Raw genomic sequence first — 15,979 nt, 5'->3', positions numbered from 1 at the left:
GTTCATATCTAAAAATTATGATTTCATTTGCGTTTTCGGCGTTCATTTGCGGACTTGTCTTACAGAAATTGCAGTCTTAGCGACATTTTCTGCGCGGGGATCATAGCGTCGATCCGGCAGACAGGATTTGCCGGGCGCGTTAGCCTCTAGCGCAGTACTCTGGAGTGCCTTGAAACCATGCAACAGACACTGACCTACGACACGCCCGGCCGTTCGACGCGGGACATCACGCGCGACGTGGACGCCGTGGTGAGCGAGGCGGGCATCGAGACCGGGCTGGCGCATGTGTTCATCAAGCACACCTCGGCCAGCCTGATGATCTGCGAGAATGCCGATTCCACCGTGCGCGAAGACGTCGAGACCTGGATGCGTCGCGCCGTGCCGGACGGCGATCCGATGTACGTGCACACCATGGAAGGCCCGGACGACATGCCCGGCCATATCCGCTCGATCCTCACCGGCATGGACGTCACCGTGCCGATCACCGGCGGTCGGCTGAACCTCGGCACCTGGCAGGGCATCTATCTCTACGAACACCGCAGTTCGCGGCATTCGCGTCAGGTCGTTGTCACGCTCACCTCGGCCGGCTAGCCGACGGCTGTTTCACGGCCACTGCGCGCCGTTCTGGGCCACGTAGATCGCGTACAGCGAACGACTGGCGGTGATGAACAATCGATTGCGGCGCGGGCCGCCGAATGTCAGGTTGGACACGGTCTCGGGAACGTGGATCTTGCCGAGCAGCGTGCCATCCGGCGCAAAGCACTGCACGCCGTCGCCCGCGCTGGTCCAGATGTTGCCGTCGGTATCCACGCGAAAGCCGTCGGACACACCCGGCTCGATCACCGCGAACACGCGCGAATTCTCCAGTCGCCGGCCATCGATCACGTCGAAGGCGCGAATGTGATGATGACCGTTCGGGTCATGCGAGCGGGATGTATCCGAAATATAGAGCGTGCGTTCGTCCGGTGAAAAAGCCAGCCCGTTCGGGCGTACGAAATCGTCGGCGACGACCGTCAGTTCGCCCGATTTCGGATCGAGCCGGAAGACGAAACAGCCGGCTTGTTCCGATTCGGCCTTGTGGCCTTCGTAGTCGCTCAGGATGCCGTACGGCGGGTCGGTGAACCAGATGCTGTCGTCCGCAGCCACGACTACATCGTTGGGTGAGTTGAGGCGGCCGCCGTCATAGCGGTCGGCCAGAACCGTGGTGCGCCCGTCGGGCTCGGTGCGGGTGACCTGTCGGCCGCCGTGCTCGCAGCTGATCAGTCGACCCTGACGGTCGCGGGTATGGCCATTGGCATGCCGGCTCGGCTGGCGGAACACGCCGACATCGCCGGCCGGTGTCCAGCGCAGGATCCGGTCGTTGGGAATATCGCTCCAGAGAACGATATCCGCGTCGGCGATATAGACCGGGCCCTCGCACCAGAGCGCGCCGGTATGCAGCCGCTCGAGCCGTGCATTGGGCTGGGTCAGATCGTAGAAACGCGGATCGAGATATTCGACTGTATCGCCCATCGCTCGATGTCCTCGGTTGGGTCAGTGGGTGCTGAGTTTCTCGCGGCCATAGAGCAGCAGCAGGATGATGATGATCGAGCCGAAGATGATGTTCTTGCCGGCTTCCTGGATCTGCACGGTCGACAGCACCGATTGCAGCAGCACCACGATCATCGCGCCGGAGATCGAGCCCAGATAGCCGCCGGAACCGCCCATGATGTTGGTGCCGCCGATGATCACCGCGGCCACCGGCACCAGCAGATAGCCGCTGCCCATGCCGAGATAGGTTTGCGATGAATAGCCGGTAAGCATGATGCCGGCGAGCGCGGCACAGAAGCCGGAGATGGCGTAGGCGCCGAGATAGACCTTGCGGCTGTCCACACCGGACAGGAACAGAGCCGACTCGTTGTTGCCGATGGCATACAGATAGCGGCCGAAGCGTGTCCGGTGCAGTACCACCAGCGCGAATATCGCGGCCACGATCCACACCAGGAGCGGCACCGGGATGCCCCACAGGTTGCCGGCGCCGAGGGCCCGTATGAACGGCGGCACATCCACCTTGGGCGGCTGGGCATGGGTATAGACCAGCGTGGCGCCCTGCATGAGCGCATTCGTGCCCAGCGTCCAGACCAGCGAATGGATACGGAAGATTGCCGTGCCGATCGAGTTGAACATACCGACCAGCGTGCCCGAGGCCAGCGCGGCGGCGATGGCGACCGGCGTGCTGGTGCCGTGACTGAGCAGGGTGGCCATCAGGATCGCCGAGAAGGTCAGATTCCAGGGCACTGACAGGTCGATCTGACCGGTGATGATGACCAGCGTCTGGCCGACCGCGATCACGCCGATGAAGGCGCCGATCTGCAGCAGGTTGCGGATGTTGTCCCAGGAGGCATAGTGCGGATTGATCGCCGCGGCGAGCGCGAACAGCGCGATCAGCAGGATGTAGGAGATCGTCACGCCCTGGAACAGCCAGGACGGCAGGGCCACGGCGCGTTTGGATTCGGATGCGTTGTTCATATCGGACACTAATTGGACATCACGTTGAGCCAGTGCCGCGTGCGCAGCCGCCAGACATTGGCCGTCGCCAGCACGATCACGAGGATCGCGCCCTGCAGCAGGTTCTGATAGAAGGGCGATACGCCGCTGGCGAACAGCACGCTGATCAGCAGCGACAGAAAGTAAGCGCCGCAGATCGGGCCGAGGGCGACGCCGCGGCCGCCGCCGAGCACCGCGCCGCCGAACACCACGGCGGCCACCGAGTTCAGGGTATAGCTGGTGCCGATGGTCGGATCGCCGGACGTGGTCTGGGCAGTCAGGAAGATGCCGGCACAGGCCGCGAAGAAGCCGCCGGCGGTATAGGCCCAGAGCTCGGTGCGGGCGACCGAGATGCCGGATACGCGCGCCCCGTTGCGGTTGTCGCCGATGGCCTTGATCGCACGGCCGAGCCGCGAGCGCATCAGCGGCACCCAGGCGAGGCCGACGACCCCGAGTAGAAAGATCAGCGCATAGGGTAGATAGCCCCAGGAGCCGGTCAGCGCGTTGGCGAAGCCGCCGGGCACCGTCCCGCCCGGCTGCGGGCGGACCAGCAGCCCGACCCCGGTGTAGATGTAGAGCGTGGCCAGGGTGACGATGATGGGCTGGATACGCCCGTAGGCGACGATCACCCCATTGACGAATCCGGCCAGGGTGCCGGCGAACAGGGTGCCAATGAGCACCGCGGTGGCGATCGCCGGGTTGGTGCCCATGTAGGTCGCCGCGATCGCATTGGTCAGCCCCACCATCGCGCCGACCGACAGATCCACACCGCCGGTCAGCACCACCAGGAGCTGGGCCAGGGCGGCCAGCGCCAGCGTGGTGCCCTGATTGACCGACATGTTCACGCCGAATGGCGACAGGATCATGGGCTGGATATAGGCGAACAGGATGGCCAGCAGTACGAGGCCGATGATGGCGGTCAGGGAGCTGTAATAGCGTTCGACGATCACGAGGCGGCTCCGGTGTTCCGATGGTCGGCGGCGGACTCGGCGTTGGCGCCGGCGCGCTCCCGTACGCCCAGCGAGGCGGCGAGGATGGCGTTTTCGGTAATGTCCGCGCCTTCCAGCGTCTCGGCGATGCGGCAGTCGTTCATGACCAGTACGCGATGACAGACGCCGACCAGTTCGGACAATTCGGTGCTGTAGAGCAGGACCGCCTTGCCGGCCTGCGCCAGTTCGCCGATCAGTTCATAGAAGGCGCGCTTGGTGCCGACATCCACGCCGCGGGTCGGGTCGTAGAACAGAAAGATATCGCCACCGGTCTCCAGCCATTTGGCGATCACCACCTTCTGCTGGTTGCCGCCGGACAGGGCGGCCACCGGCGTTTCCATGCTGGCGGCCTTGATCTCCATGCGCTGCATGCCTTCCTCGGCGGTACGACGCTCGCGCGCGCGGTCGATCAGGCCGCCGCGGCTCAACCGCTTCAAGCTGGCGAGTACGATGTTCTCGCGCAGCGACTGTGGCTGCAGCAGCCCCTGGGTCTTGCGGTCTTCCGGGATCAGCGCGAATCCGGCCCGGATCGCCTTCCAGGGCGAACCCAGATGCACCGGTTTGCCGGCCACCCGCACTTCGCCGGACAGCCGCCGCACCATGCCGAACAGCGCCAGCAGCAGGTCGCCCTGGCCCTGGCCCTCGAGGCCGGCCACGCCCAGTACCTCACCGCGGCGCAGCTGAAAACTGATGTCGTGGAGCAGCTCGCCGGCACTCAGCTGCGACACCTCGAGCAGGGGGTCGTTGTCGGCCGGCTGCGGCGCCCGGTCGGGAAAAGACTGCTCGATGCGTTCGCCGAGCATCAGCTCCACCAGGTGGCTCTCGTCCATGTCTGCGGCATCGACCGTGCCAACGTTGGTGCCGTTGCGAAACACGGTCAGCCGGTCGGCGATCTCGCGGACTTCGGCCATCCGGTGCGAGATGAATATGATCGCCGTGCCGTGTTCACGCAGCCGGCCCAGCAGATCGAATAATCGCCGGACTTCTTCCCTACCGAGCGCCGAGGTGCCTTCGTCGACGATCAGTGTCTTCGGGTCGTGCGACAGGGCCTTGGTGATCTCGACGAGTTGCTGATCGGCCAGCGTCAGCCGCCCGGTCAGCGTATTGGGCTTGATGTGATCGATGCCGATCTGTTCGAACAGCTGGGTCACCCGACGCCGCAGTTCGCGGCCCCGAATCTGGCCGAGCGGCCCGGTCGGCTCGTGCGCGAGCATGATGTTTTCGGCCACGGTCAGATGCGGCGCCAGCGACAGCTCCTGGAATACCGCGGCCACCCCGAGTTCGGCAGCCCGGATCGGGTTGCGGAGCTGCACCGGCTCGCCGGACAGACGAATCGTGCCGGCGTCGGGCGGCTGCACGCCGCACAGGATCTTGACCAGGGTGCTCTTACCGGCGCCGTTGGCGCCGAGCAGCACATGGACTTCGCCGCGCCGACAGCTGAAGTCGGCGTCGTCGAGGGCGATGGTGCCGGCGAAGTGCTTGGCGATGCCGCTCGCTTCGAGGGCCGGCGCGTCCTGGGACGCACCGGGTCCGGATGAATCGGCCATGGGGGCGCTCACAGTCGGTTACACAAAAAGCCTCGAAGGGCGGGACGCTCCGGCCCCGCCCGCTATACAGGCAATCGCCGGATCAGCCGATGCCGTGATAGACCTTCTTGGCGTCGAAGTGCAGGCCGCAGTCGGGCACGCTCACGCCGTCGAAGAAACTGTCCGGTATCCCGGTGAAGTAGTTCTTGCCTTTCTCGAGGTTGTCGTTGGTCACCACATTCAGCGGCGACTGGATCGACTGCGGCACCTTCTCACCCTGGAGTACGCTGAGCGCGACCTTCATCGACAGCGCAACCAGGCCGGCCGACTGGCCGATCGAGAGCATGGGGAAACCATCCCGGGCGGCCGCGAGCCGGAATCCGTTCTCGGCCTCGCCGGCAATCGGCGGCATCTTCAGGCCATGCTGCTTGAAGGCATTAACCACGCCGCTGTCGCCGCCTTCGCTCCAGATCGCGTCGAACTTGGCGCCGGAGGCGATCGCATTGGCGGTGACCTTCTGGGCGGTACCGTTGTCCCAGTTGCCGTAGACCTCGGTGGTCTTGATGCCGGGATGCTTGTCGAACACCGACTTGCCGCCCTTGTAGCGCTGTTGATCGACGAAGGTGCCGGCCACGCCGCGAACCACGAGCACATGGCCCTTGCCGCCGGTGTGCTTGATCACGAAATCGGCCCAGCGCTTACCCATGTCGAACTGGTCCTGATTGATCGTGATCGCCTTGTCGGTGGTCACCACGTTGTCGAAGGACACCACCAGAACGCCCGCGCTGGCGGCTTTTTCGATGGTCGAGTTCAGCCCGGTGGGGCTGGCGGCATCGAGCACGATGGCGTCCACGCCGCTCAGGATCATCTGGTTGATCTGGGCGATCTGGGCGTTGACGTCATTGCCGGCGCTGGAGATCTTGAAATCCTTGATCAGCTTCTTGACCTCGGGACGGTTGGCGTACATTTTCGCGATCGTCGCCATCTCCGCGCGCCATTCGTTGCCGATGTACGAATTGCTGAGCGCGATCCGATAGGGAGGCTTCTTGGTATGCGGCCAGGAAAACGTCTGGGTGCTGCCGCTCCAGGCCTTGTAGCAGGCCGAGTTGTCGGCCCAGGCCATCGACGGCAGCGCGCCGAGCAGCATGGCCGAACCGAGGCCGCCGGCGGCCTGTACGAGAAGTTCCCTGCGTTTCATTTCGTGTCTCCTCCGAGATGCCGAGTCTGTTGTTGTCCGACTGGCGCGACCGAGACCAAGGCATTTTGCCGCCCGCGGTCAGCCTGTTATACCAGTCACGTTATGTCTAACAGCGCGCCGACGTATGAGCAACATACGCTTTGGTCGAAGATGGGATCGACGAACCTTGACGCCGGCCTTCCGCGCCGGGCCAGCGGGGCGAGTTGTGCCCGCAACCGGGCCACGGCAGAGTGGCGTCCTGCCCGGACGCCACCTGAAGCCCGCGCGGGCCACGGCCGGATGGTTCGTGCACCCGCTGACGGCATCAGCGCGCCCATCCAGCTACCCCACGGCGGTCGCGCGCTGACCGCCTCTCGGATCGAATGCCATGGCTCGATATCAGATCGAACGCACGAAACTCTCCGACCAGGTCATTCGCCAGCTCGAGCACGATATCGTCGCCGAGCATTTCAAACCCGGGGATCGTCTGCCGTCGGAACGTACGCTCATGGCGCAGTTCGGCGTCGGCCGCCCGACGATCAGGGAAGCGTTGTTCTCGCTGGAGAAAATGGGCCTGGTCGCGCTGGCCAGCGGCTCACGGGCCCGGGTCATTCGGCCCACGCCCGCGGTGGTGCTGGATGGCTTGTCGGGCGTGATGGGGCATCTGTTGTCGAATGTCGACGGTCAGCATCATTTCCAGGAAGCGCGCGCCCTGTTCGAGGCGGCCATGGCCCGTCAAGCGGCGGCCCGGGCCGGCTCGGCGGATATCGAGGCACTCCGCGCCGCACTGGCCGACAACGCGGCGGCGATCGGCGACGAGGCCGAGTTCAAGCGCACGGATATCGCGTTTCATCGCGTCCTGTCGGGTATTCCGGATAACCCTGTCTACACCGCGGTCCACGACGCCATGGCGCAGTGGCTGGATGACCGTCGCGCGGTGGCCCTGGAACAGCCTGGCCAGGACCGCATTGCACTGGCCGCGCACGAACGGATATTCGAGGCGGTCGCGCGTGGTGCTCCCGAGGCGGCGGATCGGGCGATGCGCGAACATCTCGACCAGCACTACGGCGTTTATCGACGCATGCGGGCTGGCGAACGGGAATAGCGCCGCGCCAAGCCGGCGGTCTTACATGGTCGCGCCCAGTTGCCAGGGCACGAATTCGTTGTCGCCGTAGCCGAATGCCTCGCTCTTGCTCAGCTCGCCCGACGCCACCGCGAGCATTCGCGCGAAGATGCGCTCGCCGCATTCGGCCAGCGTCTCGTCGCCTGTGGCCAGGGTGCCGCAGTTGAGATCCATGTCTTCGCTCTGCTGTTCGTAGAGCGTCGTGGTGGTGGCGAGCTTGATCGAGGGCGAGGGCTTGGCGCCGAAGGCCGAGCCGCGACCGGTGGTGAAACAGACCAGATTCGCCCCGCCCGCGATCTGTCCGGTGGCCGCCACCGGATCGTAGCCCGGCGTGTCCATGTAGACGAAGCCCTTGGCGGTGACACGTTCGGCGTATTCGTAAACGTCCACCAGGTTCGTGGTGCCGCCCTTGGCAACCGCACCCAGCGATTTCTCGAGAATGGTGGTGATGCCGCCGGCCTTGTTGCCGGGCGAGGGGTTGTTGTTCATTTCCGCGCCTTCGCGGCGGGTATAGGCTTCCCACCAACGAATACGGGCGAGCAGCTTCTCGGCCACTTCCGGGGATACAGCGCGGCGGGTGAGCAGATGCTCGGCACCGTAGATTTCGGGCGTCTCCGACAGGATGGCCGTGCCGCCGTTTTCCACCAGCCGGTCGACCGCATAGCCGAGCGCCGGGTTGGCCGTGATCCCGGAATAGCTGTCCGAACCGCCGCACTGCAGCGCAACACACAACTCGGAGGCCGGAATGGGTTCGCGCTCGGCCTGGTTGATCTCGGGCAGCAGCTCACGGATCAGCGCGGTCGCGCGCTCGATGGTCTGGCGGGTGCCGCCGGTGGCCTGGATCGTCATCGACCGCACCGGCTTGATTGCGCGCAGCCCGTCGATGCGCTGCAGCCCGCCGACCTGCATCACCTCACAGCCCAGCCCCAGAAACAGCACGGCGGCCACATTGGGGTGGTCGGCATAGCCCTGCAGCGTGCGCTTGAGCGTTTCGAAGCCTTCGCCCGAGTCCGCCATGCCACAGCCGCCCTGATGGGTAAGCGCGATGACGCCATCCACGTCGGGATAGTCGTCCAGTTCGCCGGAGAATCGAAATCCGTCGGCGATATGCCGGGCGGCGGTCGCCGAGCAGTTCACGCTGGATACGATCGCGATATAGTTGCGCGTGCCGGCGCGGCCATCGGGGCGACGGTAGCCGGCGAAGGTCGCCGGCGGATCGACGAAGCGGGTCGGCCGGGCATCCTGACAGAACGCATAATCGGGGCTGATGTCGCCCATGGCCAGATTGTGCATGTGCACATGCTCGCCGGCCTCGATCGCGCAAGAGGCGAAACCGATGATCTGGCCGTAGCGCAGCACCGGCTGGTACGCAGCGATCGCACGCGTGGCGATCTTGTGGCCGGCCGCGATGTTCGAGACCGCGGTCACGCCCGCGACGTCCAGCGTTTCACCGGCCGTGATCGCGTTGCGCGCAATCGCGACGTTGTCGTCGGCATGGAGTTGAATCGTCGGGCTGTCACTGGCGATGGCTGCGGACATGGCGTGTCCTCTCCTCAGGTCTGTTGTCCCGGACCGCGCAAGCGCGTCTAAAACTTAGGTATAGCTGTTATACCAACGCGTACTCAAAAGCGCTATGGTCGGATTCGTATTTGATCGACGCAGACTCACGATGCGCCATGAAACCGTTTCCATGAATACGACGGTTGCAGCCCCGGCGCTGCGTCGCTGGACTGCTGCGGCCTTGCGCCGTCAGTCACTCGGCGAGCGTGACGCCGAGTTGGTCGCGCGCTGTCTGGTACAGACCAGCCTCTGGGGCATCGATACCCACGGTATCGCACGATTGCCGCACTATCTCCAACGCCTGGCGCGGGGCTCGATCGAGGCGCGGCCCGAGCTGAAGATGGAACGGACCGGCCCGGCGACGGCTTCGCTCGATGGTGGTCACGGGTTGGGCATGGTGGTCTGTGATTTCGCCATGGACCAGGCGATTCAGTGCGCCGAACAGGCCGGGGCTGGTGTGGTGGGCTGTTATCACTCCAGCCATTGCGGCGCGATCGGCCTGTACGGCCGGCAGGCCACCGCTCGTGGCATGATCGGGATCGCCTTCACCCATTCCGATGCCTTCGTTGCGCCGCATAACGGGCGCCGGGCATTCCTGGGCACGAATCCGATCTGTATTGCCGTGCCGAGTGCGCAAGGCCAGCCAATCTGTCTGGACACCGCAACCAGCACCATTCCTTTCAACCGGGTCATGAACGCCCGTCGTGACGGCGAGGCGTTGCCGCCGGACGTGGCGATCGACGCCGATGGCGAGATGACGACAGATTCCGAGGCCGCCTCCGCCTTGCTGCCGTTTGCCGGGCACAAGGGCTACGCGCTCGGATTCATGATTGATGTGCTGTGCGGCCTGCTCAATGGCATGGCGTTCGGCCCGCATATCACCCCCATGTACGACGACCTCGACGCACGTCGCAATCTCGGTTCGCTGATGATCGCCGTCGATCCGCGCCGCTTTTTCGGCGGCGAGACGCTGGCCGATGAAGTGGCGCGCATGGCTGCCGAAGCCCGCGCGATGCCATCCCGGCCGGGCACCGAGGTCATGGCGCCGGGCGACCCCGAATATCGTACCGAGCGCAGGCGGCTGCGCTCGGGCATCCCGATCGAGCCGGGGCTTGCTGCCGAGATCCGGGACCGGTCCACGCAGCTCGGCATCGAACCGCCTTCGATGCCGTCCGTGAACTGAGCGGTCAGCGTGCACGGTTGAGGATCGAGCCGAGGGTGACACCGGCCGCGGCGTCACAGGGCAGGTATGATCGCGCGCTCCGAGCCGGGTGACCGGCGCCGCGATTCAGCCGCGGCCCATGTAGGGCATGCCGTTGGCCATGATCGTCATGAACGGCACGTTGGCCTCGGGGGGCAGTTCGGCCATGAAGCAGACCGCTCGGGCGACGTTGTCCACAGCCATCACCGGTTCGGCCGCCAGCCGGCCATCGGCCTGTGGCACGCCTTCTTGCATGGCTTCGGTCATGTCGCTGGCGGCATTGCCGATATCGATCTGGCCGCAGGTGATGGCGTGCGCCCGGCCGTCGAGGTTGATCGACCGGGTCAGGCCGGTGATGGCGTGCTTGGTCGCGGTGTAGGGCGCCGAGCCGGGGCGCGGCACATGCGCGGAGATCGAGCCGTTGTTGATGATGCGGCCGCCGGTGGGCGCCTGTCGCTTCATCAGGCGATAAGCGGCGCGGGCGCACAGAAACGAACCGGTCAGGTTCACGTCGACCAGGGCGCGCCAGTCGGCCTCGTCGATATCGCCGAATTCGGTGGCGGGTATGTTGCGTCCGGCGTTGTTGAACAACAGGTCAAGCCGCCCGAAGCGCCGTTCGATCTGTTCGAACAGGGCGTCCACCGATGTCGAATCGGCCACGTCGCTGGGTACGATCAGCGGGTCGCCGCTCAGCTCGGCGGCGACTTCGGCCAGTGGCGCCTGGCGCCGGCCGGTCAGCACCAGTTCGAAACCCGCCGCGTCGAGTGCGATGGCGCAGGCGCGGCCGATGCCGTGTCCTGCGCCGGTGACCAGCGCGATCTTCGTTGTCATATGCGTCTCTGCGATGGCTGTTGCGAACTGATCTCCAGCGTATCGCACCCACGGCCGCGAATGCGCGACCGCTTGGGCCGAGGTCAGTGGCGGAAATGCCGCATGCCGGTGAACAGCATGGCGATGCCTGCATCGTCGGCGGCGGCGATGACTTCCTCGTCGCGAATCGAGCCGCCCGGCTGGATCACGGCGGCCACGGCGGCCTCGGCCGCTGCGTCGATTCCGTCGCGGAACGGGAAGAAGGCGTCCGACGCCATCACCGAACCGGCGATGTCCAGTTGGGCGTCGGCTGCCTTCTGGCGCGCGATGCGGGCCGAATCCACGCGGCTCATCTGGCCCGCGCCCACGCCCACGGTCGCCCCGTCGCGGGCATAGACGATCGCATTGGACTTGACGTATTTCGCAACGCGCCAGGCGAACAACAGGTCCTGCAGCTGTTCGCCGGTCGGCTCAATCCGGGTCACGGCCTTGAGCTGGCGGCGATCGAGCAGTTGGTCGTCGTTGTCCTGCACCAGCAGGCCGCCGGCGATCTGCTTGATGGCGAGACCGGCATTGTCGGTTTTTCGCCAGGGCCCGGTGACCAACACCCGCAGGTTTTTCTTGCGAGCGAACACTGCCAGTGCCTGTTCCGTGATCGCGGGGGCCAGAATCACCTCGGCGAACTGGTTGGAGGTGATCGCATCGGCGGTATCGGCGTCGAGTTCGGCGTTGAATGCGATGATGCCGCCGAAGGAGGAGACCGGATCGGTGGCGAAGGCGCGTCGATAGGCGGACGTCAGATCGGGCGCTACGGCCACGCCGCAGGGGTTGGCGTGCTTGACGATCACGCAGGCCGGCGCCTGATCGAAGGCCTTGACGCAGGCCAGCGCGGCGTCGGCATCGGCCAGGTTGTTGTAGGACAGCGGCTTGCCCTGGGCAATGCGGGCGTCGACCAGGCTTGCTTCGGTACGCCGGCCGTCGGCATAGAGCGCGGCGCGCTGGTGTGGATTCTCGCCGTAGCGCAGATCGGCACGTTTGTTGTAGACCGGCGCGTAGCGTGTGGGCAGGGCCTCCGAAGGGCTCGTACTGGCCGGCTGATCCTCGCCGGCCAGATAGGCCGCGATGGCGCGATCGTAGGCCGCGGTATGGGCGAACCCCTTGGCCGCGAGGCGTTGCCGGGTCGCCTCGAGCGTGCCCCCATGCGCGGCCAGATCGTCGAGTACGGCGGCATAATCGGCGCCGTCGACCACCAGCGTGACATCGGCGTGATTCTTCGCCGCGGCACGCAGCATGGCCGGCCCGCCGATATCGATGGTCTCGATCGCGGTGGCGCGGTCGGTGCCGGGCTTGGCGATGGTCTGCTCGAACGGATACAGATTGACCACGACCAGATCGATCGGCGCGATGCCCTGTTCCGTCATCACGGTGTCGTCGGTGCCGCGCCGACCCAGGATGCCGCCGTGAATCTTCGGGTGCAGCGTCTTGACGCGGCCGTCCATGATCTCCGGTGCGCCGGTATGGGTGGCGACATCGGTCACCATCACGCCGGCTTCGCGCAGCATGCGCGCGGTGCCCCCGGTCGACAGGATTTCCACGCCGTGATTGTCGACCAGCGCGCGGGCGAAATCCGCCACGCCGGTCTTGTCGGAGACGCTGATCAGTGCGCGGCGGATGGGGGCGACGGAGGGGGTCGAAGTCATGGCGTGGCGAGATGGTGGCAAACAAAAAAACCCGCGGCGCGGGTCGTCGGACGAGGCGCGCCGCGAGGCGGATTATTGATCGATATTGTAACTGCGCAGTTTCTTGCGCAGGGTGCCGCGATTGAGGCCGAGCATGGCGGCGGCCCGGGACTGGTTGCCGCGGTTGTAGTCCAGCACCCGTTCAAGCAACGGGCGCTCCACCTGCTCGAGCACCATGCGATAGAGATCCGTGGGCGGCGCACTGCCGTTGAGCGACTCGAGATAACGGTCGAGGCTCGCCCCGACGTAGTGACTCAGCGGCTGTGCGTTGTCATCGTCGGCGTCGGAATGGCGCATCCGGGTCATCAGCCTGGTGGGAACAGCGCGAAACTATAACGGCAATCGGCCGCCAGCAAAAGGCGACTATCGGTGGTGTCGGGGTACGGCGACAGCGCGCTGCCCGACCAGCCTTGCCCAGCCGTCTTCCAGTGCCGGTTGCGCGAACGTGAAGCTCGCTTCATAGGCGGCCCGGACGTCCTCGATCTGGCGCTCCAGCAGGCCGGCCAGCACGACCGGCGCGCCGGGGGCGGCCAGCGCTGTCAGCGTCGGGGCCAGTTGGATCAGCGGCTTGGCCAGGATGTTGGCGAGCACGATATCGAACGGCTCGCCTTCGATCGCGGCTATGGGCGGGGTTGCAATACGGTCTGATACCGCGTTGCGGATCGCGTTCTCGCGCGTTGCCCGTAGTGCCTGGTCGTCGATGTCGACCGCAACCACTTCAGTCGCGCCGAGGCGTGCCGCGGCGATCGCGAGAATACCGGAGCCGCAGCCGTAATCGATCACCCGTTTGCCCGCCAGGTCCTGGTGGGCAAGCCAATGCAGGCACAGGCGGGTCGTGGGATGCGTCCCCGTGCCGAAGGCCAGCCCCGGGTCGAGCCGGACCACGACGGCGTCCTCGTCGGCATCGACCGCCGCGCTGTGCGGCGCGATCCACAGGCGTTCGCCGAAAACCAGGGGCGGGTGCTCGGCCAGCCAGGCGCTGGCCCAGTCCTGGTTGTCGAGTGTGTCGGTTTCGATCGCTGCGTCGTCGCCCAGCGCCTCGCCGAGCGCCGCCACGATGGGTTCGGCCGGGGTGTCCTGGGGGAACAGGCCGACCACGCGCGCGCGCTGGAACGCGGGCTGGCTGTTCGGTGTTTCCTCCACGGTCAGCTCGTCGCCGGCATCGAGCTCGGTGATCGCCTCGGCGCCGAAGCGCTCGAAGACGGCCTCTGCGAGTTGCGTGCGATGGGTGGTCGCGGTGATCTGAAGCCAGGCGATTGCCATCTCGCGCCTCAGACCTTGCCCAGTCGTTCGCGGATCTTCTTTTCCAGCCAGTGGATGGACACACCGCCGGCCGCGAAATCCGGATCGTTGATGATCCATTCGTGCAGGGCGAGATTGGTATGGATGCCGTCCACCACCATCTCGGACAGCGCCATGTCCATGCGCGCGCGCGCCGCGTCGCGCGTATCGCCATGGGCGATCAGCTTGCCGATCAGCGAGTCGTAGTAGGGCGGCACGGTATAGCCGGCGTACATGTGGCTGTCCATGCGGATGCCGGGCCCGCCGGGCGCATGGTACTGCGTGATCTTGCCGGGCGAGGGGGCGAATGTTTCCGGGTGCTCGGCGTTGACGCGACACTCGATCGCGTGTCCGCGCATGACGATATCGTCCTGGGTGTAGCGCAGCTTCTCGCCGGCGGCTACACGCAACTGTTCGGCGACCAGATCCACACCGGTGACCATTTCGGTGACCGGATGCTCGACCTGGATACGCGTGTTCATTTCGATGAAATGGAACTCGCCGTTTTCGTACAGGAATTCGAACGTGCCCGCGCCGCGATAGCCGATGCGCTTGCAGGCCTCCACGCACAGGCTGCCGATATGCTCGCGTTGCTCGGGCGTGATGCCCGGTGCCGGCGACTCCTCGATCACCTTCTGGTGGCGACGTTGCGGCGAACAGTCGCGCTCGCCCAGATGGATCGCGTTGCCGTGTGTGTCGCACAACACCTGAACCTCGACGTGGCGCGGCAGCTCCAGGTACTTCTCCATGTAGACCTGCGGATTGCCGAAGGCGCTGGCGGCCTCGCGCCGCGCCATGTCGACCGCGCCGGCCAGGTCGTCCGGCTCGTAGACCACGTGCATGCCGCGGCCGCCGCCGCCGCCCACGGCCTTGATGATCACCGGGTAGCCGATGCGATCGGCGATCTCGCGGTTCTCGACGTCGTCGGCAGTAAGCGGTTTGCCCGAACCGGGCACGCAGGGCACCCCGGCCGCCATCATTTCCTGGATGGCGGATGTCTTGTCGCCCATCAGACGAATGGTTTCGGCTCGCGGGCCGATGAAGGTGAAGCCGGATTGCTCGACGGACTCGGCAAAATCGGCGTTTTCCGATAGAAAACCGTAGCCCGGATGAATCGCGGACGCGCCCGCGACCTCGGCCGTGCTCATGAGCACGGCCATGTTCAGGTAACTGGCCGTGGCCGACGGCGGGCCGATGCAGACCGCTTCCTCGGCCAGCAGCACGTGCTTCTGGTCGCGGTCGGCCGTGGAATAGGCCGCGATCACGGGAATACCGAGCTGGCGACAGGCGCGCAGGATACGCAGCGCGATTTCGCCGCGGTTGGCGATGAGAACCTTGTCCAGCATGAGTGAACCTCGGGTCAGGTCGTCGCGCGGATCGGGCTGCGACCCGGCGCCGACGCGATGATGTGGTGGGCGTGGCCGTTTGCTCGCGCGCGGCGCATCAACAGCGCGCCGCCCCGCGTGATCATTTGATCACGAACAACGGCTGATCGTATTCGACCGGCTGACCGTTTTCGACCAGGATCTCGCTGACGGTGCCGGAAGTCTCGGCCTCGATCTGGTTGAGCATTTTCATGGCTTCGATGATGCATACGGTATCGTTCGGGCCGATGTGGTCGCCGACTTCGACGAAGGATTTGGCATCCGGTGCCGGCGCGCGGTAGAAGGTACCGACCATCGGCGAACGGATGATATGACCCTCTGCTACAGCTTCGCCGCCGCCGCCGGCCGACGCGCTCGCGCCGCTAGCGGGCGCGGCATCCGTGGCCGGTGCGGCGGCCGGCGGCGGGGCGGCCGCATACGCCGGCGGTGGGGCGCTCGGCTGACTGCCGGCCGGTGGGTAACGGCCGATGCGGACCGATTCCTCACCTTCGGTGATCTCCAACTCGGCGATGCCGGAATCCTCGACCAGCTCGATGAGTTTCTTCAGTTTTCGGATATCCATGGCGTGTCGATTCGCTCCTGTCGGCGCGGCGAGCCGGTCGGGCCAACGACCCGGCTGCGACGCAAAACGGCTGCCGTGCGCGTTCCCGCGTGTGTCTGGG

At 65.8% G+C, this 15,979-nt stretch carries 15 protein-coding genes; 3 read left to right on the top strand and 12 right to left on the bottom strand.

Annotated elements, in window-relative coordinates; all coding sequences use genetic code 11:
- Positions 1 to 177: 177 nt before the first annotated feature.
- Complete coding sequence (locus SALB1_RS00805) at positions 178 to 591, top strand: secondary thiamine-phosphate synthase enzyme YjbQ (RefSeq protein WP_109992125.1); 414 nt, start codon at positions 178 to 180, stop codon at positions 589 to 591.
- Between the two features lie 12 nt (positions 592 to 603).
- Here the strand turns inward: SALB1_RS00805 and SALB1_RS00800 are convergent, their stop codons facing one another.
- The 5 genes from SALB1_RS00800 to SALB1_RS00780 all read right to left on the bottom strand — a co-directional run bounded on the left by SALB1_RS00800 (position 604) and on the right by SALB1_RS00780 (position 6,239).
- A complete protein-coding gene (locus tag SALB1_RS00800) occupies positions 604 to 1,512 on the bottom strand; it encodes an SMP-30/gluconolactonase/LRE family protein (protein ID WP_109992124.1) in 909 nt (302 codons plus the stop codon).
- Between the two features lie 21 nt (positions 1,513 to 1,533).
- Complete coding sequence (locus SALB1_RS00795; protein ID WP_109992123.1) at positions 1,534 to 2,508, bottom strand: ABC transporter permease; 975 nt, start codon at positions 2,506 to 2,508, stop codon at positions 1,534 to 1,536.
- An 8-nt stretch (positions 2,509 to 2,516) separates the two neighbouring features.
- Positions 2,517 to 3,476, bottom strand: coding sequence for an ABC transporter permease (locus SALB1_RS00790; RefSeq protein ID WP_109992122.1), 960 nt, complete (start codon positions 3,474 to 3,476; stop codon positions 2,517 to 2,519).
- Positions 3,473 to 5,062: a sugar ABC transporter ATP-binding protein gene (locus SALB1_RS00785; RefSeq protein ID WP_109992121.1), complete on the bottom strand. Its 1,590-nt coding sequence runs from the start codon at positions 5,060 to 5,062 to the stop codon at positions 3,473 to 3,475. Before SALB1_RS00785 ends, SALB1_RS00790 begins: the two co-directional genes overlap by 4 nt.
- Positions 5,063 to 5,144: 82 nt before the next feature.
- Positions 5,145 to 6,239, bottom strand: coding sequence for a sugar ABC transporter substrate-binding protein (locus SALB1_RS00780; protein WP_109992120.1), 1,095 nt, complete (start codon positions 6,237 to 6,239; stop codon positions 5,145 to 5,147).
- A 367-nt stretch (positions 6,240 to 6,606) separates the two neighbouring features.
- Here SALB1_RS00780 and nanR point away from each other — a divergent pair, with 367 nt between their 5' ends.
- Positions 6,607 to 7,323, top strand: coding sequence for a transcriptional regulator NanR (gene nanR / locus SALB1_RS00775; protein WP_109992119.1), 717 nt, complete (start codon positions 6,607 to 6,609; stop codon positions 7,321 to 7,323).
- 21 nt (positions 7,324 to 7,344) lie between these two features.
- Here the strand turns inward: nanR and SALB1_RS00770 are convergent, their stop codons facing one another.
- Positions 7,345 to 8,880, bottom strand: coding sequence for a UxaA family hydrolase (locus SALB1_RS00770; protein ID WP_109992118.1), 1,536 nt, complete (start codon positions 8,878 to 8,880; stop codon positions 7,345 to 7,347).
- A gap of 151 nt (positions 8,881 to 9,031) precedes the next feature.
- On the opposite strand from SALB1_RS00770, the gene SALB1_RS00765 reads away from it, so the two are divergent.
- Positions 9,032 to 10,084 (top strand): Ldh family oxidoreductase, encoded by a 1,053-nt coding sequence (locus SALB1_RS00765; RefSeq protein WP_109995204.1) that lies wholly within the window; start codon positions 9,032 to 9,034, stop codon positions 10,082 to 10,084.
- 105 nt (positions 10,085 to 10,189) lie between these two features.
- Here the strand turns inward: SALB1_RS00765 and SALB1_RS00760 are convergent, their stop codons facing one another.
- The 6 genes from SALB1_RS00760 to accB all read right to left on the bottom strand — a co-directional run bounded on the left by SALB1_RS00760 (position 10,190) and on the right by accB (position 15,879).
- Complete coding sequence (locus SALB1_RS00760; protein WP_109992117.1) at positions 10,190 to 10,933, bottom strand: SDR family oxidoreductase; 744 nt, start codon at positions 10,931 to 10,933, stop codon at positions 10,190 to 10,192.
- A gap of 83 nt (positions 10,934 to 11,016) precedes the next feature.
- On the bottom strand, positions 11,017 to 12,612 hold the full coding sequence (gene purH / locus SALB1_RS00755; RefSeq protein ID WP_109992116.1) for a bifunctional phosphoribosylaminoimidazolecarboxamide formyltransferase/IMP cyclohydrolase: 1,596 nt from the start codon (positions 12,610 to 12,612) through the stop codon (positions 11,017 to 11,019).
- 72 nt (positions 12,613 to 12,684) lie between these two features.
- Positions 12,685 to 12,948, bottom strand: a complete 264-nt coding sequence (fis, locus tag SALB1_RS00750) for a DNA-binding transcriptional regulator Fis (protein WP_109995203.1) — start codon at positions 12,946 to 12,948, stop codon at positions 12,685 to 12,687.
- A 66-nt stretch (positions 12,949 to 13,014) separates the two neighbouring features.
- Positions 13,015 to 13,914 (bottom strand): 50S ribosomal protein L11 methyltransferase, encoded by a 900-nt coding sequence (gene prmA, locus SALB1_RS00745; protein WP_158590561.1) that lies wholly within the window; start codon positions 13,912 to 13,914, stop codon positions 13,015 to 13,017.
- Between the two features lie 8 nt (positions 13,915 to 13,922).
- Positions 13,923 to 15,278, bottom strand: a complete 1,356-nt coding sequence (accC, locus tag SALB1_RS00740) for an acetyl-CoA carboxylase biotin carboxylase subunit (protein WP_109992114.1) — start codon at positions 15,276 to 15,278, stop codon at positions 13,923 to 13,925.
- Positions 15,279 to 15,399: 121 nt separating this feature from the next.
- Positions 15,400 to 15,879 (bottom strand): acetyl-CoA carboxylase biotin carboxyl carrier protein, encoded by a 480-nt coding sequence (gene accB, locus SALB1_RS00735; RefSeq protein ID WP_109992113.1) that lies wholly within the window; start codon positions 15,877 to 15,879, stop codon positions 15,400 to 15,402.
- Positions 15,880 to 15,979: the final 100 nt, after the last annotated feature.

Source organism: Salinisphaera sp. LB1 (assembly GCF_003177035.1).
GTDB lineage: Bacteria > Pseudomonadota > Gammaproteobacteria > Nevskiales > Salinisphaeraceae > Salinisphaera.
The sequence above is the reverse complement of the archived record's forward strand: the minus strand, read 5'-3'. Positions and strand labels throughout refer to the sequence as shown.